General features: G+C 69.4%; 21 protein-coding genes and 1 pseudogene. 6 read left to right on the plus strand and 16 right to left on the minus strand.

The window, feature by feature from the left end; genetic code table 11:
• Positions 1–150: 150 nt before the first annotated feature.
• The 5 genes from ACZ7IB_RS28190 to ACZ7IB_RS28210 form a co-directional block, all read right to left on the minus strand.
• Positions 151–966, minus strand: coding sequence for a class I SAM-dependent methyltransferase (locus ACZ7IB_RS28190; RefSeq protein ID WP_470916608.1), 816 nt, complete (start codon positions 964–966; stop codon positions 151–153).
• Complete coding sequence (locus ACZ7IB_RS28195) at positions 963–1,439, minus strand: hypothetical protein (RefSeq protein WP_470916609.1); 477 nt, start codon at positions 1,437–1,439, stop codon at positions 963–965. Before ACZ7IB_RS28195 ends, ACZ7IB_RS28190 begins: the two co-directional genes overlap by 4 nt.
• Before the next feature lie 174 nt (positions 1,440–1,613).
• Positions 1,614–1,823 carry a DUF397 domain-containing protein gene (locus ACZ7IB_RS28200; protein WP_470916610.1) on the minus strand — a complete coding sequence of 70 codons (210 nt, stop codon included), beginning with the start codon at positions 1,821–1,823 and terminating at the stop codon, positions 1,614–1,616.
• Positions 1,824–1,875: 52 nt separating this feature from the next.
• Positions 1,876–2,085, minus strand: coding sequence for a DUF397 domain-containing protein (locus ACZ7IB_RS28205; protein ID WP_470916611.1), 210 nt, complete (start codon positions 2,083–2,085; stop codon positions 1,876–1,878).
• A complete protein-coding gene (locus ACZ7IB_RS28210; RefSeq protein WP_470916695.1) occupies positions 2,082–2,960 on the minus strand; it encodes a helix-turn-helix domain-containing protein in 879 nt (292 codons plus the stop codon). Before ACZ7IB_RS28210 ends, ACZ7IB_RS28205 begins: the two co-directional genes overlap by 4 nt.
• 152 nt (positions 2,961–3,112) lie before the next feature.
• Here ACZ7IB_RS28210 and ACZ7IB_RS28215 point away from each other — a divergent pair.
• From ACZ7IB_RS28215 to ACZ7IB_RS28225, 3 genes and pseudogenes are all read left to right on the plus strand, one after another.
• A pseudogene (locus ACZ7IB_RS28215) lies at positions 3,113–3,289 on the plus strand (ATP-binding protein); the annotation flags it as partial.
• 311 nt (positions 3,290–3,600) lie between these two features.
• Positions 3,601–4,545, plus strand: a complete 945-nt coding sequence (locus tag ACZ7IB_RS28220) for a helix-turn-helix domain-containing protein (RefSeq protein WP_470916612.1) — start codon at positions 3,601–3,603, stop codon at positions 4,543–4,545.
• Positions 4,546–4,578: 33 nt separating this feature from the next.
• The gene (locus ACZ7IB_RS28225) at positions 4,579–5,463 is read left to right on the plus strand and encodes an RpnC/YadD family protein (protein ID WP_470916613.1); all 885 of its coding nucleotides are present in this window, start codon (positions 4,579–4,581) and stop codon (positions 5,461–5,463) included.
• A gap of 128 nt (positions 5,464–5,591) precedes the next feature.
• Here ACZ7IB_RS28225 and ACZ7IB_RS28230 read toward each other — a convergent pair whose 3' ends face one another.
• Both ACZ7IB_RS28230 and ACZ7IB_RS28235 read right to left on the minus strand, forming a co-directional pair.
• Positions 5,592–5,957, minus strand: a complete 366-nt coding sequence (locus tag ACZ7IB_RS28230; RefSeq protein ID WP_470916614.1) for a nuclear transport factor 2 family protein — start codon at positions 5,955–5,957, stop codon at positions 5,592–5,594.
• A gap of 393 nt (positions 5,958–6,350) precedes the next feature.
• Positions 6,351–7,268, minus strand: a complete 918-nt coding sequence (locus ACZ7IB_RS28235; RefSeq protein WP_470916615.1) for a DUF4232 domain-containing protein — start codon at positions 7,266–7,268, stop codon at positions 6,351–6,353.
• 774 nt (positions 7,269–8,042) lie between these two features.
• Between ACZ7IB_RS28235 and ACZ7IB_RS28240 the strand changes: the two genes are divergently transcribed.
• Positions 8,043–8,867 (plus strand): hypothetical protein, encoded by an 825-nt coding sequence (locus ACZ7IB_RS28240; RefSeq protein ID WP_470916616.1) that lies wholly within the window; start codon positions 8,043–8,045, stop codon positions 8,865–8,867.
• Here the strand turns inward: ACZ7IB_RS28240 and ACZ7IB_RS28245 are convergent.
• From ACZ7IB_RS28245 to ACZ7IB_RS28265, 5 genes are all read right to left on the minus strand, one after another.
• A complete protein-coding gene (locus ACZ7IB_RS28245; RefSeq protein WP_470916617.1) occupies positions 8,825–9,616 on the minus strand; it encodes an ABC transporter permease in 792 nt (263 codons plus the stop codon). The genes ACZ7IB_RS28240 and ACZ7IB_RS28245 overlap by 43 nt on opposite strands.
• The gene (locus tag ACZ7IB_RS28250; RefSeq protein ID WP_470916618.1) at positions 9,613–10,629 is read right to left on the minus strand and encodes an ATP-binding cassette domain-containing protein; all 1,017 of its coding nucleotides are present in this window, start codon (positions 10,627–10,629) and stop codon (positions 9,613–9,615) included. Before ACZ7IB_RS28250 ends, ACZ7IB_RS28245 begins: the two co-directional genes overlap by 4 nt.
• A 68-nt stretch (positions 10,630–10,697) precedes the next feature.
• Complete coding sequence (locus ACZ7IB_RS28255) at positions 10,698–11,543, minus strand: DUF4097 family beta strand repeat-containing protein (RefSeq protein ID WP_470916619.1); 846 nt, start codon at positions 11,541–11,543, stop codon at positions 10,698–10,700.
• 82 nt (positions 11,544–11,625) lie between these two features.
• Positions 11,626–12,138, minus strand: a complete 513-nt coding sequence (locus ACZ7IB_RS28260; RefSeq protein WP_470916620.1) for a toxin-antitoxin system HicB family antitoxin — start codon at positions 12,136–12,138, stop codon at positions 11,626–11,628.
• 666 nt (positions 12,139–12,804) lie between these two features.
• Complete coding sequence (locus ACZ7IB_RS28265) at positions 12,805–13,962, minus strand: acyl-CoA dehydrogenase (protein ID WP_470916696.1); 1,158 nt, start codon at positions 13,960–13,962, stop codon at positions 12,805–12,807.
• Between the two features lie 199 nt (positions 13,963–14,161).
• On the opposite strand from ACZ7IB_RS28265, the gene ACZ7IB_RS28270 reads away from it, so the two are divergent.
• A complete protein-coding gene (locus ACZ7IB_RS28270) occupies positions 14,162–15,505 on the plus strand; it encodes a UDP-glucose dehydrogenase family protein (RefSeq protein ID WP_470916621.1) in 1,344 nt (447 codons plus the stop codon).
• A gap of 23 nt (positions 15,506–15,528) precedes the next feature.
• Here ACZ7IB_RS28270 and ACZ7IB_RS28275 read toward each other — a convergent pair whose 3' ends face one another.
• The gene (locus ACZ7IB_RS28275; protein WP_402000695.1) at positions 15,529–16,041 is read right to left on the minus strand and encodes a CGNR zinc finger domain-containing protein; all 513 of its coding nucleotides are present in this window, start codon (positions 16,039–16,041) and stop codon (positions 15,529–15,531) included.
• Positions 16,042–16,137: 96 nt separating this feature from the next.
• On the opposite strand from ACZ7IB_RS28275, the gene ACZ7IB_RS28280 reads away from it, so the two are divergent.
• A complete protein-coding gene (locus tag ACZ7IB_RS28280) occupies positions 16,138–16,497 on the plus strand; it encodes a VOC family protein (protein ID WP_470916622.1) in 360 nt (119 codons plus the stop codon).
• 49 nt (positions 16,498–16,546) lie between these two features.
• Here the strand turns inward: ACZ7IB_RS28280 and ACZ7IB_RS28285 are convergent, their stop codons facing one another.
• Genes ACZ7IB_RS28285 through ACZ7IB_RS28295 form a run of 3 tightly spaced genes read right to left on the minus strand, consistent with a single transcriptional unit; the run spans position 16,547 to position 19,434 of the window.
• Entirely contained in the window at positions 16,547–17,740 is a 1,194-nt protein-coding gene (locus ACZ7IB_RS28285; protein WP_470916623.1) for a dipeptidase, read from the minus strand.
• Between the two features lie 6 nt (positions 17,741–17,746).
• On the minus strand, positions 17,747–18,286 hold the full coding sequence (gene purE / locus ACZ7IB_RS28290) for a 5-(carboxyamino)imidazole ribonucleotide mutase (RefSeq protein WP_470916624.1): 540 nt from the start codon (positions 18,284–18,286) through the stop codon (positions 17,747–17,749).
• The gene (locus ACZ7IB_RS28295; RefSeq protein WP_470916625.1) at positions 18,283–19,434 is read right to left on the minus strand and encodes a 5-(carboxyamino)imidazole ribonucleotide synthase; all 1,152 of its coding nucleotides are present in this window, start codon (positions 19,432–19,434) and stop codon (positions 18,283–18,285) included. Before ACZ7IB_RS28295 ends, purE begins: the two co-directional genes overlap by 4 nt.
• Between the last annotated feature and the right edge of the window lie 108 nt (positions 19,435–19,542).

Consider the following 19,542-nt stretch of genomic DNA (forward strand, 5'->3'; position numbering starts at 1 on the left):
CGCAGCAGGGGGAGAAAAAAAACAAAAAAGAACAAGACGTTCGCTGGCTCGGGCGAGTGAAAGCAGGCGGTGGGGTGGCCGGTCGGTTTCCCTGCCCCCCCCCCGCTCCATTGCCGGGCGCGGGCCGGGGGATCCGGCCCGTCCGCGCCGTCACCCTCCCGGCCTGCCCCCCTGGGCCAGCAAGGCCACATGCGGGAGCGCCAACCGGCCGTCGTCCGCCGCGAATTCGGAGCACAGCGCGTCGTACTCCCGTTTGGCCGCGGCCACCCCCGCCGGCCCCCGGCTGTTGACCAGCTGCCCGATCGCGGCCACACCGGCGGCCGGCCCGGCCCACCAGTCCTCCGCCCCGACGTGGTGGTCCCAGGCCATTACCTCGCTCCGCACGTCCCCGAGGCCGACCGCCTCCAGCAGCGTGCCCAGCCCTTCCCGGGTGCGTGGGAAGTTGTGTTCGGGGTCGACGGCGGCCAGCCACTGCGGCCGGGTCAGCCCCGCCGCCTCGGCGGCCCGCCCGATCAGCGCCTGCCCGGGAGTGCCCGGCACCTGCCAGATCGTGACGGCTACCCGGCCGCCGGGACGGGTGATCCGGCGCATCTCGGCCAGGGCGTCCAGCGGCCGGCCGACGTGGTTGAGCACGAAGTTCGCCACGACGGCATCGAACTCGCCGTCTTCATAAGGGAGTTGCGGAAGCGACCCGCAACGGACATCGGCCTCGGGCACGGCGCGCCGGGTCATCCCGACCATTCCGGGTTCGGCGTCCACGGCCCGTACGAGCGCACCGCGCCCGACGGCCGCCGCCGTCACGCTGCCGCTGCCGCACCCAACGTCGAGCATCCGCGTGCCCGGCCCGACCGCGGCGGCGTCCAGCAGCGCGGGCACCGTATGGGCGCACAGCCGCGCGAAGGTCCGGGCGTAGCTCTCGGCCCGCCCTTCCCAGATCCGCCGCTCGCTCACGTCGAACGCGGTCATCGCACGCCTCCCGCGGGCCCCTGCGGCTCGACCTCGTCCAGGTCCTCGTACAGCGCGTCCAGAATCCGTCCCGTGGGCTCGCCCTGCGGTGTCAGCTCGGCCAGGCACCAGCCAGGGAGCTGCTGCTCGACCTCGGGCGGCAGGTCTTCGTCGGCCGGGTCGGCCAGTCCGTAGAGAAGGCCGAACGCGGTCTCCTTCGCCACCTCACGGGCTATCTCCCCCAGGTCGCCGGGGGTCAGACCGAGGGCCAGCGCCCGCTCGACGGCGCCGCCCGCGAGCCCGTCCTTCCGGTAGGCCTCGACCCAGTCGGGGGCCGCCGTACTCCAGTCGTCGATGTCCTGCCAGACCATGCGCAGGAACCGGTAGCGGGCGAGCTGCGGAATGTTCTCCTCGGCCTCGGAGTCGGCCCAGCCCTCGGCGTCGTCGGCACCGAGCGCGGTGAACAGGCCGGTGAGTGCGGTGATGTCGGTCATGGAAGGGGAAGGTACGCCATGGCGTCCCGCCGCATCGGTCAGGTGCGGGCCCCCGTCCCGCCGCTGCGCGCTGTGGGTGACGGTGCCTCATCCGTCCGTCGCGGGGCGGACCTTCGTAGGCTCGCGCCCCCGGTCCGGCATCAACCGGGCTCGGGGGCACAAGTGCGTGTGGGATCAGTGCCCGGCGGCGTACAAGACGAAGCCCGCCCAAGCACCTGACGCGAAGGCGAGCCGTGGCCTCTGCAAGTTCTTGGAGTCGCGCACGAGTACCGCGCCTGGGGTGCACGCGACCTCGATGCAGTCGTTGCCGTCGCCACTGCTGCTGTAACTGCTCTTGAACCACTCCAGCTCGGAAGCGTCCCCGGCAGAGGGCTCGCTGTTCATGTCTCTCCCAGCACTTGCTCAATGAAGCCCAGCGATGTCCCTAGGGTGGGGGTCAGCCCTCGGAGACGTACGCCACGAAGGCTGCCCACGCGGTCGACGCGACGCCGACGTGCGGCCCCGGCGTGTGCTTGGAGTCTCGGACGTGGATCCCGTCAGGAACGGGAGCCACCTCCACGCAGTCGGCCTCGCTGCTGTTGCTGCTGTAGCTGCTCTTGCGCCACTCCAGCTGATGGCCGCCACCGGCGGAGAGCTCCCGAATCATGTTTCTCCCAGTAGTTGCTCGATGAAGGCCAGCGACTCCCGAGGGGTGAGCGCCTGGGCCCGGATCATGCCATACCGCAGCTCAAGGATTCGGAGCTGCTTCGGATCGGAGACCGCCCGACCGTTGAACGCCCCTTCCGAGCGTCCCATGGCCGTGCCGTCCTTGAACTTCAGCACCTGCGTCTCTCCCTGCATTCCGGCATGTTCCTCGCAGGCAGTCGGCATGACCTGAATAGCGACGTTCCGCAACTGGCTTACTGACAGGAGGTGTTCAAGCTGTCGACGCAGAACCATTGTGCCCCCAAGTGGGCGCCTCAGCGTCGCTTCCTCCTGCACAAAGCTGAGCAGGGGAGCCGGGGTTCGCTCGAAAATCGCCTGCCTGGCCACACGAGCTGCAACCGCTTGCTCGACCTCATCCGGCTCGTACGGAGGCAGTCTCATCTCGAACAGCGCCCGTGCGTACTCTGCTGTCTGAAGCAGCCCGTGCAGGTTGTGATCTCCGTACGCCGCAAGCTCGACGGCCTTGGCCTCCAGCTTCGCCAGATCCCGAACCTTTTTCGGGTACCGGGCCTCCGCCACGTCCCGCTTCATCGCCGCGAGCTTCCCGCCCGCGCCCAGCACCTCGTCCGCCCGGTCCAGGAACTCCGGCCGAGGGATACGCCGGCCGCCCTCCACCTTGTAGACCAGGTCCTCCCCGTACCCGATCGCAGCCCCGAACTCGCCGGCCCGCAGCCCCGCCGAATCCCGCCACGCCTTGATCTGACGGCCCACCGCAGTGACCACCGCAACCCCCGACTCGTCGTCGGGATCGATGTCCCAGCCGGGCTCGTCCGCTCCGCCGTCCCCGCGCTCCGTACCAGCCTCTTCCACGCTCATCCGTGCCCCACTTCCGACGTGCATGCCGTTCTTGCTCAACCTCTGGTGTCCCCAGCACGTCACCTCGAACAGCCGGGACAGCACTGGACAATCACCGCACGCAAGGGGCTCGTCGCTATTCACGGTACGCAGACGCGGCCACGCTGAGTGATGTGAACCAACAAATCACCCGAACCGAACGTTCCGCTCCCACTCGGCAGTTCACCGTGCTGCTCTCCCCCCAGCCGCCGGGGCGCCGGGCTCGCCCGGCTGCTCGCCACCGCGCACCTATGCGATTGGGGCTCCCCACAGAGTCAGCCGCGCACATCGTGGCCGAGTTGGCCGCAAACCGTCTGGGCCGAACTCGGCCTCGTACCGTGACCGCTCCACCGGGTCGCGGAGGCCCACGACCCGGTGAACCACGTCGCCGCGTCCCACGACACATAAAGCTTTAAAGAACCTGGGGAAATCACCCTCCCCACCCAAACCCGACCCACTCTCATCCCTGTCACTCGCGCGGGTGACATAGGGCAACTGGGCTGGATTTTCGGTGGGTTGGCTGGCATATGCTCGCCGCGACAACTGCAGACATGCGACGGCCCCCGACGAGACGCCAATCTCGACCGAGGGCCTGACCACCGAGGAAGTTAGGCCCTTCCCGATGGATACCCAGCAGAGTACCGCGCCCCCGTGCGCCCCGCCCCCCACTCCTGGGGGCGCCACACCGTCATCCGGTGTCATCCACATCAACTTCCGGCATGCCGCAGGCTTCACCGTCATCGGCAACCACCTCGCCCAGCACCGCGGACTCTCCCTCGCCGCGATCGGGCTCGCCGCCCACATCCAGTCGCTCCCCGCCGGAGCCAGGATCGGCATCAAACACCTCGCCGAACGCTTCCCCGAGAGCGAAACCCGCATCGCCGCAGCCCTGCGCGAACTCGAAGCCACCGGCTACCTGCACCGCAGCCGCGTACGCCTTGCCGACGGCCGCATCATCACCCGCACCGTCTCGTACAACCAGCCAGGCGCAGCCCCTCAGCCCCGAACGGTTCCCCGCAAGCCGGCCCCGCTGCCCACACCACCGCCACCGCCACGCGTATCCGCTCCCGAGCCGCGCCCCGCACCACCCCCGGCACCCACGCCACCGCCGCAGCCCGTCCCCGTACCGGCCCCCACCGCGCGCACAACGCCGCCTCCGCCGCTCCCCCAGCCACAGGAGCTCACGCCGGAGCTTCAGCGCATGGCCACCGCACTCCTCGCCGACCTGCGCCGCCACACACCCCAACTCACCCTCGCCGAGAACGACATCCACGCCCTCACCCCCGGCGTCGCCACCTGGCTCGAACGCGACGCCCACCCCGACACCATCCGCCACGCCCTCACCACCGACCTCCCGAACCTCCTGAAGCACCCAGCCAAGCTTCTGCGCCACCGGATCACGGCGCTCCTGCCACCGCCGCTGCCGGGAGCCCAGGACCTCGCACCCGCACGCCCTGGCGTCATCGTCATCCCGCTCCAGAACTGCGACCGCTGCGACCGCGCCTTCCGCTCCCGCCGCCCCGGCCACTGCCGCGACTGCCGCACCGAACTGCACACAGCCGCCTGACCGAAACATCACCCACAACCCGAACGGACCTGCATGGTCAGCTCGCCCCACGAGGCAATGCACCGCATCTTCCAGGAGTACCCCGGCCTCTTCTCCCGCGTCTCCGAGGTGCTCGGAGTCGACATCCCACCACCCACCTCAGCCACCGCGCTGCCCACCGACCTCACCGAAGCCCGTCCCGTCGAACGCCGGGTGGACACCCTCCTGCGCATCGAAACAGCGCATGACGGGCCCTTCCTCCTCGCCATCGAAGCCCAGTGCAAGAAGGACCCACGCAAGACCGTCAGCTGGCCGTACTACGTCAGCTATCTCCACAACAGATATGGGCTGCCCATCCTGTTGCTGGTCGTCTGCCAGGACCACGCCACCGCCGAATGGGCTGCACGCCCCATCTCCATCGGCCTCCGCCAGTGGCAGACGTTCGCCCTGTATCCCCTCGTCGCGGGCCCACACAACATGCCTGTCATCACCGATGTGGCCGAAGCCCGCAAGGACCTCGCACTCACCACCCTGGCCGCCATCACACACGCCGACAATCCGGACGTCGGTGCCATACTGAAAACCCTGTCCGCCGCACTGCGGGACACACCGGAAACCATCGCCGACCCCATCATCGAACTCACCGCACAAGGCCTGGGCAACCGCCCGGCCGCACAACAGTGGAGGAACCTGGTGGCCGTGGACCTTTCTTTCTACAAGTCACCCCTCTCGGAAGAAATCCGGGACGAAGGCCGCGCAGAAGGCCGAGCCCAAGGCCGAGCCGAAGGACTCCTGCTCATCCTCGACGTGCGCGGTATCGCCATCACCGACGAGACCCGCCAGAAGATCACCGGCTGCGACGACCCTCAGCTCCTGCACCAGTGGCTCAACCGGGCCGCCACCGCCGCCTCCGCCGAGGAAGTCTTCGCCGAGGAGTAGCCCCGCCCCGGTGGCTCACGGTGACTGCGCCCCTCCTGCCCGCATGCCCGCATACCGTTCGCGGCTCCCCGCACGTCCGAGGGCCGGAGCAGGACGCGGGCCGCGGTGCGTCGGGGCCGTCACCGGACCTAGCTCGTCAAAGTGCCCTGGTGGAAGTACATGCGCCAGCCCGCTTCCGTCAGACGCCACACGGAGCTCCGCCATGCTCGGCGCCCGCTGTGGTCGGCGAAGTACGTCAGATGAACGATGCCGGGAGCGAGTACGACCCCCGACATATCGCTGACCTTGACCGGAGCTTCGGGGGCCACCGAACCGTCACTCGTCACTGTGAGAATCGACGTCGCGTCCCAGCGCCGCCCCGACGCTCCGATCTCGAGGAACTCCGGGTCCAGGAGCTCCAAGACCAGGGCTGCCGAAGCACGCACGTCAGGGTCGAGAAGCCGCATCTCCGCCTCAATGGCCGCTTGAACGGCCCGCTCACTCTCGTCTGCCATGCACGAACCCTACGAACGTTCCTCGTCACGTCACAGCGAATAGTTCACGCATCGCAAGCAGCGACACCGGCGATGACGTCGTCTCCCATCGACATTTATTGTCCCGTCTCAATGGATCTGGTTTACGACATGTGGCCCGACCAGCGGCGACCAGATCGGTTGAGACGGGGCGGGAGCCGGATTCTCGGCTGATCTGGTCAGATGCGCGTTGCTCGTGCTGCTCGTCTCAGTTGATGTGGTTCGGTTCAGGCGTTTCGACCAATCTGGTCGGTGCAGCTCAGTAGCGCCCTTGGGGCCGCCCCCTGCCCCTTGGCCCCCGTCCACGATCAGGCGCCGCTCCCACCAACCCCCCTCTGATGGCCGCAGCGCAGGCGCTGAGGCCGTGCGGGGGTCCTACTTCGACGGGCGCGCCCAGGCACGGACGGCCAGCTTGCCGGTGGTGCCGAGATCGAGGTGGGGCGTCACGGTCACCGGATCGGCGCCCTGCTCGGCCCGCACCCTGACGTACGGGACGTTGACGGCGGCGCCGGACTCGGTGGTGTTGCGCCACATGAGGCCCGAAAGGGCGCTCTCGCCCGACTTCAGGACCAGCGGGCGGGCCGGCTCGTCGAATCCGGTACCGGTGCTGATGCCGCCGCTTCCATGTACGATCCGGACGCCTTGGACGGGTGCCAGATCCTTGTCCAGCAGTTCCAGGAGCGGGTAGCCGTCAAGTGAGTAGTCGCGCTTCCCGCAGTTCTCCAGGTGCAAGCCCACCACGCGCAGCCCCATCGCGGCGTCGCCGTCATCGGTGGTGAGGCGGATGCCTGAGGGTGGACACTCGCCGGACGCGGGCGGCGCCTCGGCGGCGGGCACCTTGGTCACCCGGGAGACCTTGACGCGGGTCACCCGGGACGCTCCGGGGGCCAGCACCCCCAGCCGGACCGTGCCGCGCTCGGTCGCACCGGGGCCGACCGAGCGCACGGTCTCGTGGCTGTTGCCCATGACCTCGCCGGTGTCCGTGGTGAAGTCGAACAGGATCGTGTACGTCAGCGCCTCGGTGCCGTTGTTGGTGACTTCGTAGGCGGCCGAGATCCCGGAGTCACCGGTGGGGAGGGGGTCGGCGTGGACGGAGAACCCGTCGGAGTTGGGGGTGGGCGTGGCGGAGGGAATGGTCACCGAAGTGATCCGGACGCCGTCCACGGGTGGGGTGGTGGCGGCGGTCCCGGACGCGGGGGTGGCTGCGCCGGGGGTGCCCGCCTGTTCGGATCCGCACGCCGTGAGCAGCAGGAGTGCGGCGAGGGCCGGAAAAAGAGAAGTGACTTTGCGCATCAGGTCACCCCATCAGGGGCGTGAGCGCCGAGCTGTGATGTAGGCCACAGCTCCGGTCACAGGCGTGTCACGGGCGGCCTGCCGAGTGGGCTGCTGCGACCTGCGGATACGCGGCTCCAGGCAAGATCAGGGGCACGGTGTTTTTACTACGGTTGCCTGTTCCGGCCGCGTTTGGCCCCCTCTGAAGGCGCATCGCCGTTCCCGGCCCGGGACGGTAGAGGCTCGACTTCGGTGAGATCGGACCATCGCTCCCGGAGCGCGGCGAAATAGGCCGCGATTTGCTTGGTTGGAGGAACGTCAGCCCCGTCCGTGTCGATGTACTTGTCGTACAGATCCGTGAAGCACTGGGCCGCAGCAGCGTCACCTGCACGACGCTCGCCTTCCCAGACAGCAAGGTCATATCTCATGGGCAAAGCCCGCCATCCCGCACCGACAGCGGCATCGACGGACCAGACCGCCTGAGACGAAGAGCGAATTGGACCAGATCAACTGAGATCGGAGCCGGATCGCAGAAGACGGGACATTCAGGGCTGGGTTGATCACCAACTGCCTCCACTGTCCGTTGCCAATGAATCCAGCCCGCTTGTCACTGAACCCAGTCGTCGGCAGATCTCAGCAAGCACGGACGGACTTCGCTGCGCCCATCGTCTCGAAGTCTGACGGTCGGTCCGCCTTGCGGCGCGGTCACGTGGGCCAGGCGTCAGCCCAGCGGACCAACTGGAGCAGGCGCAGAGGCTGATGGAACGCGATGGGTGGGGCGGCAGGATGAGTCGCGTGAGCACTCTGGACGCCACCACGGCCGCAGACTCCGTTGCGCCGCCGCCCCGTTGGGCGGTCTGGGCCGCGCATCTGACCACGTTGGCTGTACCGCCGAGCGGGCTATGGCGGATCGCCCTGGTGCTCGGCTACCCGGCCGGCTACCTGGACGAGAGCTTCGCGCACTTCGAGACGCTCGGCGCGAAGGTCTGGATGCTGACGCTGAGCGTGGTCTGCGAGCTTCTCGCCTTCCTGACGATCGGTCTGGTGCGGCCCTGGGGCGAAGTCGTGCCGTGCTGGATACCGCTGATCGCAGGACGCGCCGTGCGCCCGATGGCCGCCGTCGTCCCAGCCGCCCTCGGCGCAGTGGCACTGACCGTGATGTGGGCCAATGTTCCCTGGTGGTGGACGTACCCGCACGATGACATGACGGACACCGGCGGCCTCGTGGTCGGCATCCTCTACCAACCGCTGGTCCTGTGGGGCCCCTGCTCGCCGCCGTCACCGTCTCCTACTACCGCCGTCACCGCTCCCCGCGCAGCCGGGTCACGGCGTCTTGAAACAGCGCCCTGTTTGCGAACCGGGCCACCGGCCGACGCTCAACTCCGCGCTGTGGACACTGGAGCAGTTCCGCGGCCTGCGACGCTGGCCAACGAACGAACGCCCCTGCCGAGAAAGGCAGGGGCGTTCTTTGGTTCGATCGAGCGGTTCGGAGCGGAGCCAGGAAGGGGTTGGCGGTGTCGAGCGGCTCCGTACGCTTCACCGGCTCAGGCTTCGGGGCCTGACCGGTCCTTCTCCCGCTACTTCGGGTCGCGGTCGAACTTCGAGGTCGACCAGAAGTAGCCGAGCACCGCGAGACCCAGGCACCAGGCGATGGCGAGCCATCCGTTGTTGCCGATCTCGCTGCCGAGCAGCAGGCCCCGCAGGGTCTCGATGGCGGGCGTGAAGGGCTGGTACTCGGCGATCGGCTGGAACCAGCCGGGCATGGAGTCGACCGGGGTGAAGGCGCTGGAGAGGAGCGGCAGCAGGATCAGCGGCATCGCGTTGTTGCTGGCGGCCTCGGCGTTCGGGCTGATCAGACCCATGCCGACCGCGATCCAGGTGAGCGCCGTGGCGAAGAGCACGAGCAGCCCGAACGCCGCCAGCCGCTCCAGGGCGGTTGCGTCCGTGGACCGGAAGCCGATGGCCACGGCGACGGCGCCGACGAGGACCACGCTGATGATCGACTGCAGCACGCTGCCGACGACGTGTCCGATGATCACGGAGCCGCGGTGGATCGCCATCGTGCGGAAGCGGGCGATGATGCCCTCGGTCATGTCGTTGGAGACGGACACCGCGGTTCCGACCACGGTGCTGCCGATGGTCATCAGCAGCAGGCCCGGGACGAGATACGCGATGTATGCGGAGCGGTCCGGACCGCCGCCGCCGATGCCCGCGCTCATCGCGTCGCCGAAGATGTAGACGAAGAGCAGCAGCAGCATGATCGGGGTGAGCAGCAGGTTCAGGGTGAGGGACGGGTAGCGCCGCGCGTGCAGGAGGTTGCGGCGCAGCATCGTGGACGAGTCGCGCACGGCGAGGGAGAGGGAGCTCATCGGACATCCTCCTTGGGCTGGTTGGGCTGGTTGGGCCGGCTCAGCACGGTGGAGCCGGTCAGGGCGAAGAAGACGTCGTCGAGGTCGGGGGTGTGCACGGTGAGCTCGTCGGCCTCGATGCCGGCGGAGTCCAGCCAGTCGAGGATGGAGCGCAGTTCGCGCTGGCTGCCGTCGCTTGGGATCTGCAGAGCGAGGGATTCGTCGTCCCGGGTGACGTCGCGCAGCGCGGTGGCGGCGCTCCGGTACGTGGACGGGTCGGTGAAGCGGAGCCGGACGTGTCCGCCGGGGATGAGCCGCTTCAGCTCGTCGGCGGTGCCCTCGGCGGCGATCTTGCCGTTGTTCAGTACGGCGATGCGGTCGGCGAGTTCGTCGGCCTCGTCCAGGTACTGGGTGGTGAGGAAGACGGTGACGCCGCCCGTGACGAGCTCGCGGATGATGTGCCACATGTTGTGGCGGGAGCGCGGGTCGAGGCCGGTGGTCGGCTCGTCGAGGAAGATGATCCGCGGGTTGCCGACGAGTGTCATGGCGATGTCGAGGCGGCGCTTCATGCCGCCGGAGTAGGTGGAGGCGGGCTTCTTCGCGGCCTCGGTGAGGTCGAAGCGCTCCAGCAGCTCGGCGGCGACGCGCCGCCCCTCGCGCTTGGAGAGGTGGTGCAGGTCCGCCATGAGGAGCATGTTCTCCTCGCCGGTGATCAGCCCGTCGACGGCGGAGAACTGTCCGGTGACCCCGATCGAGGAGCGGGCCGCCTGCGGGTCGGTGGCGAGGTCGTGGCCGCCGACGTGGATGTCGCCGGCGTCGGCACTGATCAGGGTGGAGAGGATCTTCACGGCGGTGGTCTTGCCGGCGCCGTTGGGCCCGAGCAGCGCGAACACGGACCCGGCCGGGATGCGCAGATCGATGCCGTCGAGGACGGTCTTGTCGCCGTACGACTTGCGCAGACCGACGGTGGAGACGGCGGGGGGCGACTGCGGGCCGTCGCCCCGCCTGGATGTGGGCATGACAAAAGAAGGCATGGGGCCCTCCCGTTCGAAGGATGAAGTGGCTGGGGGAGTAGGTGAGTCGAGGCCGGCTCTTCTGGGGGTCAGGCCTTGGCGCGGAGGACGTCGATGTTGCCGTGCCGGGTGCGGGCGCGGACCTTGACGGTGTCCTCGGTCTCCTCCGGGGTCTCGGACGCGGTGAGCGTGTTGCGTACCTGTCCGTGGCCGGAGCTGACGTCGAGCCAGGCGGCGGTGCCCTCGCGGATGCCGACCTCGATGGCACCGTAGGAGGTCTCCAACTGGACGGTGCCGCGGGCCACTTCGCCCACGCGCAGGGTGCCGTGGGCGGTGGTGGCGGTGACCGAGGCCTCGGCGCGCCGGATCTCGATGTCGCCGTTGGCGCCGTTCACCCGCAGCTCGCCGGTCGCGGCGCCGACGGTCGTGGTGCCGTGCGAGTTCTTCAGGACGGCGGGGCCGTCGAGGAGGCCGACGCGCAGGCTGCCGGAGCTGGTGGTGATCTCGGCCATGCCCTCGACCCGGTCCACGGTGATCGAGCCGTGCGACGCGGTCAGCTTCAGCGGGCCGGTCGTGTCGAGGCGGACGTCGCCGGACGAGGTCTTCACGCGGACCTCGCCGAGCCGGCCCTCGCCGAGCAGCTGGGCCCAGGCGCCGGTCATGTCGATGTGCGAGCCCGTGGGCAGTTCGACCGTCACATCGACGGTGCCGGTGCGGCCGACGAGATAGCGCTGCTTGGGCGTCCTGACGGTCAGTACGCCGCTCGCGTACGTGACCTCGGTCTGGTCGGCCGCCCGTACGTCCTGGTCCTTCTTCGGGTCGCGGGGCTGCACCTCGACGACGGTGTCGAGCCGGTCGCCCGCGGTGAACCGGATGGATCCGGCCTCCACGTGCGCGGTGGCCGAGATCGGTTCGGGAGTGTCGAAAGAAGGCATGGCTGTCCCGTCCTCTTGGGTCTTTGGGACGTCCCGGCTGATGGGACGCGGTGGGGGCGAAGTGGTGCGGGCGGGGGCGCGGCTAGCGCACCCAGCCCGTGATGCTCTGTCCGACGGTCTGGGTCTTCTCCGTCGTACGCGGCCGGGTGCCGCCGCCGGCCGCGGCCGACACGGCCCGCACCAGCCACGCGTTGACCGACAGGCCCTCGCGGCTCGCGGCCTCCTCGGCGCGCGCCTTGAGGTGGGACGGCAGACGCAGATTGACGCGGGCCGTTCCGCCCTCGTCGCCATCGGCCGGGGTCTTGAGTGGTTCGACGGGCGCGGCCGGCTCCGCGGGGGCGCCGCCATCGGCGGGCGGTGGCGTCACCACGAAGTCGGGGTCGAGCCCGCGCAGCCGTACGTCGACCGAGCCGGGGGCGAGTTCGCGGGTGATCTCGTCCATCGCGGCGGAGAGCACGTTGAGCATGGTCAGCCGGGCCGCCGACTCCAGAGGAGCGGTGAGCCTCTCGGCCAGCTCGCGGGCTTCGTCGCCGCCGGCTTCGGCGGCCACCGCGAGTTCGCGGCGGAGGGTGTCGACATACGGGGTGAGGTCCATGACGCCATCATGGCACCACTGTGGCACCTTGCACAACCCTGCGAGGCGACATCTCCGGGTCGACACCCGACACAACCGCTCTGACCTGCGAAAACATGCTGACGCCTATCTGGGCGATTGTGGCGCCAATGCGCGCTCACGCGCATTGGGGAGCGTGGAATGGCGCCGGATGGCACCGGATGGCGCCAAGCCGTGCCGCCCGACGTCACGTGATGCCATGCGGTGTCGCAAGAAGGCGGCCCGCCCCCGCCTCACGGTCTGCCGCCCGGCCGAGCCCACCCGAGGCGGCACGATCGGGCCCGCCCCTCCCAGCCAGGGCATGTGTGAGGTCGTGATCAAACGCGCCGGCCCGGATCGCCCTCCGGGCGGATCCGGCAGGAAGACGGTGCTGAGCAGCGCGGGCGCGCGGCCATCGCCACAATGCTGACGCCGGGCGCCGACGACCCCACCGAAGGACAGACGGAGGTGGCCTGACAGAGCCCACGCGAACGGCCCCCGGCGATGCCGGGGGCCGTGGTGTTGTGCAGGTCAGGGGTTGTCCAGGGCCCAGTGTCAGCCCAGGACTTCCCCAGCGCCCATGATCAGCCCGAAGCGGTCCCGAACGGACCGGAAGCCGATCACAGCCCGCGAGCCATCAGAAATGGCCGCTGACCTGCGAAAACCCTGCTACGGCAGGTTGCGCGCCATGACGATGCGCTGCACCTGATTCGTGCCTTCATAAATCTGCGTGATCTTCGCGTCGCGCATCATCCGCTCCACCGGGTAGTCCCGCGTGTAGCCGTAGCCGCCGAGCAGCTGGACCGCGTCCGTGGTGATCTCCATCGCGACGTCGGAGGCGAAGCACTTGGCCGCGGCACCGAAGAAGGTGAGGTCGCCGTCGAGGCGTTCGGACTTGGCGGCGGCCGAGTAGGTGAGCTGGCGGGCCGCCTCCAGCTTCATCGCCATGTCGGCGAGCATGAACTGGACGCCCTGGAAGTCGCCGATCGGCTTGCCGAACTGCTTGCGCTCCTGGACGTAGCCCTTGGCGTAGTCGAGGGCGCCCTGGGCGATACCGAGGGCCTGGGCCGCGATCGTGATGCGGGTGTGGTCCAGGGTCTTCATCGCGGTGGCGAAGCCGGTGCCCTCCTCGCCGATGATGCGGTCGGCGGGGATACGGACGTTGTCGAAGTAGACCTCGCGGGTCGGGGAGCCCTTGATGCCGAGCTTCTTCTCCGGGGCTCCGAAGGAGACGCCCTCGTCCGACTTCTCGACGACGAAGGCGGAGATGCCCTTGGAGCGCTTGGCCGGGTCGGTGACGGCCATGACCGTGTAGTACTCGGAGACACCCGCGTTGGTGATCCAGCGCTTCACACCGTTGAGCACCCAGAAGTCGCCGTCGCGCACGGCCCTGGTCTTCATGCCCGCCGCGTCGGAACCCGCGTCGGGCTCGGAAAGGCAGTACGAGAACATGCCGTCGCCCTTGGCGAGCGGGCCCAGGTACTTCTTCTTCAGGTCCTCGGAGCCGGAGAGGACCACGGGGAGCGAGCCGAGCTTGTTCACGGCCGGGATGAGGGAGGAGGAGGCGCAGACACGGGCCACCTCCTCGATCACGATGACCGTGGCGAGGGCGTCGGCGCCCGCACCGCCGTACTCCTCGGGTACGTGCACCGCGTGCAGGTCCGCGGCAGTCAGGGCGTCCAGCGCCTCCTGCGGGAAGCGCGCCTCCTCGTCGACCGCTGCCGCGTACGGGGCGATCTTCGCCTCGGCGAGCGCACGCACCGTCTCGCGGAGCATCTCGTGCTCCTCGGCCGGACGGTACAGGTCGAAATCGGTCGAACCCGCCAAGACGCTCACTCCCCAAAGATGCTAACTACCGTTAAGTAACCCGATTTTAGAGCTCCGCTCCCGCGATGGCCTATGCAATGCGTGCGTGAGCTTCGCGACAGGGGTGGGAGAAGCTGCGCAGGCAGCCGGAAACCGGGCCTGCAGAGGCACGACTATGCTCGTTCACCGCACGTCTGTCCGCATCTCCCAGGAGCACTACATGGCCCTCAGGATCACTGTGATCGGCACCGGCTACCTCGGCGCCACCCACGCCGCGGCCATGGCGGAACTGGGCTTCGAAGTGCTCGGCCTCGATGTCGTGCCCGAGAAGATCGAGATGCTGAGCACCGGCAAGGTCCCGATGTACGAGCCGGGCCTCGAAGAGCTGCTCCGCAAGCATGTGGAGGGCATCGAGGGAGCCACCGGACGGCTGCGGTTCACCACCTCGTGGGAAGAGGTGGCGGCCTTCGGCGATGTGCACTTCGTCTGCGTGAACACTCCGCAGAAGCACGGCGAGTACGCCTGCGACATGAGCTACGTCGACAGCGCCTTCGAGTCGCTGGCACCGCATCTGACCCGGCCCGCTCTGGTCGTCGGGAAGTCGACCGTGCCGGTGGGTTCGGCAGCCCGGCTCGCGGCACGGCTGGCGGAGCTGGCACCGGTGGGTGCGGAACCGGAGCTGGCCTGGAACCCGGAGTTTCTGCGCGAGGGCTTCGCCGTGAAGGACACCCTGCACCCGGACCGGATCGTCGTCGGCGTGGCGAGCGAGCGGGCCGAGAAGCTGCTGCGCGAGGTGTACGCGGTGCCGGTCGCCGAGGGGTCGCCGTTCGTGGTGACGGACTTCCCGACCGCCGAGCTGGTGAAGACCGCGGCCAATTCCTTCCTGGCCACGAAGATCTCGTTCATCAACGCCATGGCGGAGGTCTGCGAGGCCGCCGACGGCGATGTGAAGAAGCTGGCCGAGGCGATCGGGCACGACGAGCGGATCGGGTCCAAGTTCCTGCGGGCCGGGATCGGTTTCGGCGGCGGCTGTCTGCCGAAGGACATCCGGGCCTTCATGGCGCGCGCCGGTGAGCTGGGCGCGGACCAGGCACTGACCTTCCTCCGCGAGGTCGACTCGATCAATATGCGGCGCCGCGGCCACATGGTGGAGCTGGCCCGGGAGGCCGTGGGCGGCGATTCGTTCCTCGGCAAGCGGGTCGCGGTCCTGGGTGCGACGTTCAAGCCGGACTCGGACGACGTACGGGACTCGCCGGCGCTGAATGTGGCCGGTCAGATCCATCTGCAGGGCGGCCAGGTCACGGTCTTCGACCCGAAGGGCATGGACAACGCCCGGCGGCTCTTCCCGACCCTCGGTTACGCGGACTCGGCGCTGGAGGCGGTGCGCGGCGCGGATGTGGTGCTGCATCTGACGGAGTGGCGCGAGTTCCGCGAGCTGGACCCGGCGGCGCTCGGCGAGGTCGCGTCCCGCCGGATAATCCTGGACGGCCGCAACGCGCTCGACAGCGAGCAGTGGCGCGAGGCCGGCTGGACGTACCGGGCGATGGGGCGCCCGAAGGCCTGACGTATCCGGCCTTCGGACCGGTCTCAGCCGCGCTTCGCGCGGTAGGTGCGCATTTTGGCGCGGGCGCCGCACACCGACATGGAGCACCAGCGGCGGCGCCCCGCCGGGCTGCGGTCGTAATAGGCCCATTGGCAGTCCTCGGCCTCGCACGCCTTGAGCCGGGCCCAGGTGCCGTCGGCCGCCGCGGTGGCGATCGCCGCCGCGACACGGGCGGTCAGACCGGCCGGTTCGGCGGCGGGCCGCAGTGAGGCGGCGCCCGCCGCGTCCACGGTGACGCGCAGGGGCGCTTCGGCGAGGAGCCGGTCGAGCGGGGGCGCTGCGGAGCCGTCCGGCGGGCGGTGGCCGGCATGGGCGAGGCAGGCTGTGCGGAGCGCCTCGCGCAGAACGCGGGCGTCCGGGACGTCCGGCTCGGCGAGAGAGAAGGCGGCGCGCCCGTCCGCCGTATCGAGAGTGTCCGCACCGGTCTCGATGTCCAGTGTGTTGACCAGTGCCTCGATCAGCGCGAGTCCACCGGGCGCGGAGTCCTTCTCATTCATGGTTGCGACGTTACCTCCATTGCGGCAGCATGCAGTAACGGTTACCCGTTGATACGACACAGGGGTAACCACACTCGGCTCGAAGGAGGAAGTGTCATGGCTGTCGCCACACTGGGTGCCGTCGTTCTGGACTGCCCCGACCCCGTTGCGCTCGCCGGGTTCTACGCCGGGCTGCTCGGCGGAAAGATCGAGGACCACGAGGGCTGGGTGGAGCTGACCGGTGGCGCGGTCGTGCCCCTCGCGTTCCAGGCCGCGCCCGGTTTCGTACCGCCGCGGTGGCCGGGTCCGGACGGCTCGCAGCAGTTCCATCTGGATCTGACCGTGCCGGATCTGGACGCGGCGGAGCGGGAGGTGCTCGCGCTGGGTGCGACCGTGCTGGATGCGGAGGACCGGGCGCGGAGTTTCCGGGTGTACGCGGATCCTGCGGGGCACCCGTTCTGTCTGTGTGCGGGTTAGAAAACGTGCGGGGCGCCCCTGGAGGCGCCCCGCACGCGACAGCTCCGGCTCAGCCGGCCCGGGTGTCCAACTGCTCGATTGTGGCGTGGGACGGGGCCCGGTGCGTGCTCAGCTCGCGTGCGACGCCCTCGGCGTCGCGCAGCACCCTTACCGCGTTCTGCCAGGTGAGCTTGGCGAGATCGGCGGTGGACCAGCTCCGTCCGAGCAGCTCCGCGATCAGGTTCGGGTAACCCGCGACGTCACTGAGGCCCTCCGGGAGGAAGGCGGTGCCGTCGTAGTCGCCGCCGATGCCGATGTGGTCGATCCCGGCGACCTCGCGCATGTGGTCGAGATGGTCGGCGATCGTCGCCACGGTGGCCGTCGGGCGCGGGTTGGCCGCTTCGAAGGCTGCGTGGATCTTCATGGCCTGCGCGGTGGTGTCGAGGTGGTGCAGGCCGTGGGCGCGCATGTTCTCGTCCGCGGCGTGGGTCCAGGCGACGGCTGCCGGGAGGACGAACTTCGGTACGAAGGTCGCCATGGCGATGCCGCCGTTGGCCGGGAGCCGGCCGAGGACGTCGTCGGGGATGTTGCGCGGGTGGTCGCAGATCGCGCGCGACGAGGAGTGCGAGAAGATCACCGGCGCGGTGGAGGTGTCGAGCGCGTCGCGCATCGTGGTGGCCGCCACGTGGGAGAGGTCGACCAGCATGCCGGTGCGGTTCATCTCCCGTACGACCTCGTGGCCGAAGGGCGAGAGACCGCCGACGCCCGGCTCGTCGGTCGCCGAGTCCGCCCACGCGATGTTGTCGTTGTGAGTGAGCGTCATGTAGCGGACGCCCAGGGAGTACAGCGCGCGCAGGGTGCCCAGCGAGTTGTTGATGGAGTGGCCGCCCTCGGCGCCCATCAGGGAGGCGATACGGCCTTCGGTGCGGGCCGTCTCCATGTCGTCGGCGGTCAGGGCGCGCCGCAGGTCCGCGGGGTGGCGCTCCAGCAGCTCGCCGACCACGTCGATCTGTTCGAGGGTGGCGCTGACGGCTTCGTCGCCCGCCATGTCGGACCGTACGTAGACGGACCAGAACTGGGCACCGACACCGCCCGCGCGCAGCCGCGGGATGTCGGTGTGCAGATGGGCGGACTGGTCGGCGGCGATGTCGCGGGCGTCCAGGTCGTAGCCGACCTGTTCGCGCAGCGCCCACGGCAGATCGTTGTGGCCGTCGACGACGGGGTATTCGGCGAGGAGTTCCGCGGCCCGCTTCAGCTGGTCCACGGTGGCCTACTTCCCGAAGCCGAAGGAGTCGCTGCCCTCGACCTTGCTGCGCAGCCGCTTGCCCTTCTCCGTCGCCTGGTCGTTCAGCTCCTGCAGGAACTCGGCCATGCGGGCCTGCAGCTCGCTGTCGTGGGCGGCGAGGATGCGTGCGGCGAGCAGGCCGGCGTTGCGTGCGCCGCCGACCGAGACGGTGGCGACGGGGACACCGGCGGGCATCTGCACGATGGAGAGCAGGCTGTCCATGCCGTCCAGGTACTTCAGCGGGACCGGGACGCCGATGACGGGCAGCGGGGTGACGGAGGCGAGCATGCCGGGCAGGTGGGCGGCGCCGCCCGCGCCCGCGATGATCGCCTTGAGGCCGCGGTCCGCCGCGTGCTCGCCGTACGCGATCATTTCGCGCGGCATGCGGTGGGCGGAGACGACGTCGACCTCGTAGGGGATCTCGAACTCGTCGAGGGCCTTGGCCGCTGCTTCCATGACGGGCCAGTCGGAGTCCGAGCCCATGACGATGCCGACGACCGGCGCGGCGGGGGCGGGGGAAGTCATTCGGTGATCGTTCCTCTGAGGTAGTCAGCTGCATGACGGGCTCGGTCTCGCACGTCCGCCAGGTCGTCGCCGTAGGTGTTGACGTGTCCGACCTTGCGGCCGGGCTTCACGTCCTTGCCGTACATGTGGATCTTGAGCTGCGGGTCGCGGGCCATGCAGTGCAGATACGCCTGGTACATGTCCGGGTAGTCGCCGCCGAGCACATTGGACATGACCGTCCAGGTGGCGCGCGGGCGCGGGTCGCCGAGCGGGAGGTCGAGGACGGCCCGGACGTGGTTGGCGAACTGCGAGGTGATCGCGCCGTCCTGGGTCCAGTGCCCGGAGTTGTGCGGGCGCATCGCGAGCTCGTTGACCAGGATGCCGGGCTTCCCGTCGGGTCCACGGGTCTCGAAGAGTTCGACGGCGAGATGACCGACGACGCCGAGCTCGGAGGCTATACGGAGAGCGAGCTGCTGGGCCTCGCCCGCGAGCCGCTCGTCCAGCTCCGGGGCCGGGGCGATGACCGTGTCGCAGACCCCGTCGGCCTGGATCGACTCGACGACCGGGTACGCGACGGCCTGGCCGTGCGGCGAGCGGACGATATTGGCCGCCAGCTCCCGTACGAAGTCGACCTTCTCCTCGGCGAGGACGGCGACACCGGCCCGGAAGGGGTCGGCCGCGTCCGCCTCGGAGCGGGCCACCCAGACGCCCTTGCCGTCGTAGCCGCCGCGGACCGTCTTGAGGACGACGGGGAAGCCCCCGACCTCTTCCGCGAAGGCCGCGACGTCGGCCGGGTCCTTCACGATGCGGTGGCGGGGGCAGGGCGCGCCGATCTCGGTGAGCTTCGCGCGCATCACCCCCTTGTCCTGGGCGTGCACCAGTGCGTCGGGTCCTGGGCGCACGGGAATGCCGTCCGCCTCCAGGGCCCGCAGGTGTTCGGTCGGTACGTGCTCGTGATCGAAGGTGATCACGTCACAGCCGCGCGCGAAGGCACGCAGCGTGTCCAGGTCGCGATAGTCGCCGACGACGACTTCGTTCACCACCTGGGCCGCCGAATCCTGGGGGGTGTCACTGAGGAGCTTGAACTTGATGCCGAGGGGGATGCCTGCCTCGTGGGTCATACGGGCGAGCTGACCGCCGCCGACCATGCCGACTACCGGGAACGTCACTCCTCCAGGGTATCCGCCGCTCCGGGGGTCGCCCGACGACACCCTCCGCCCGCCCCGGCGGCGGCGGGCACGTCACAGCATCGCCACACCTCACAGGACGTCCACAGG

The sequence above is a fragment of the Streptomyces sp. NPDC037301 genome (assembly GCF_055602785.1).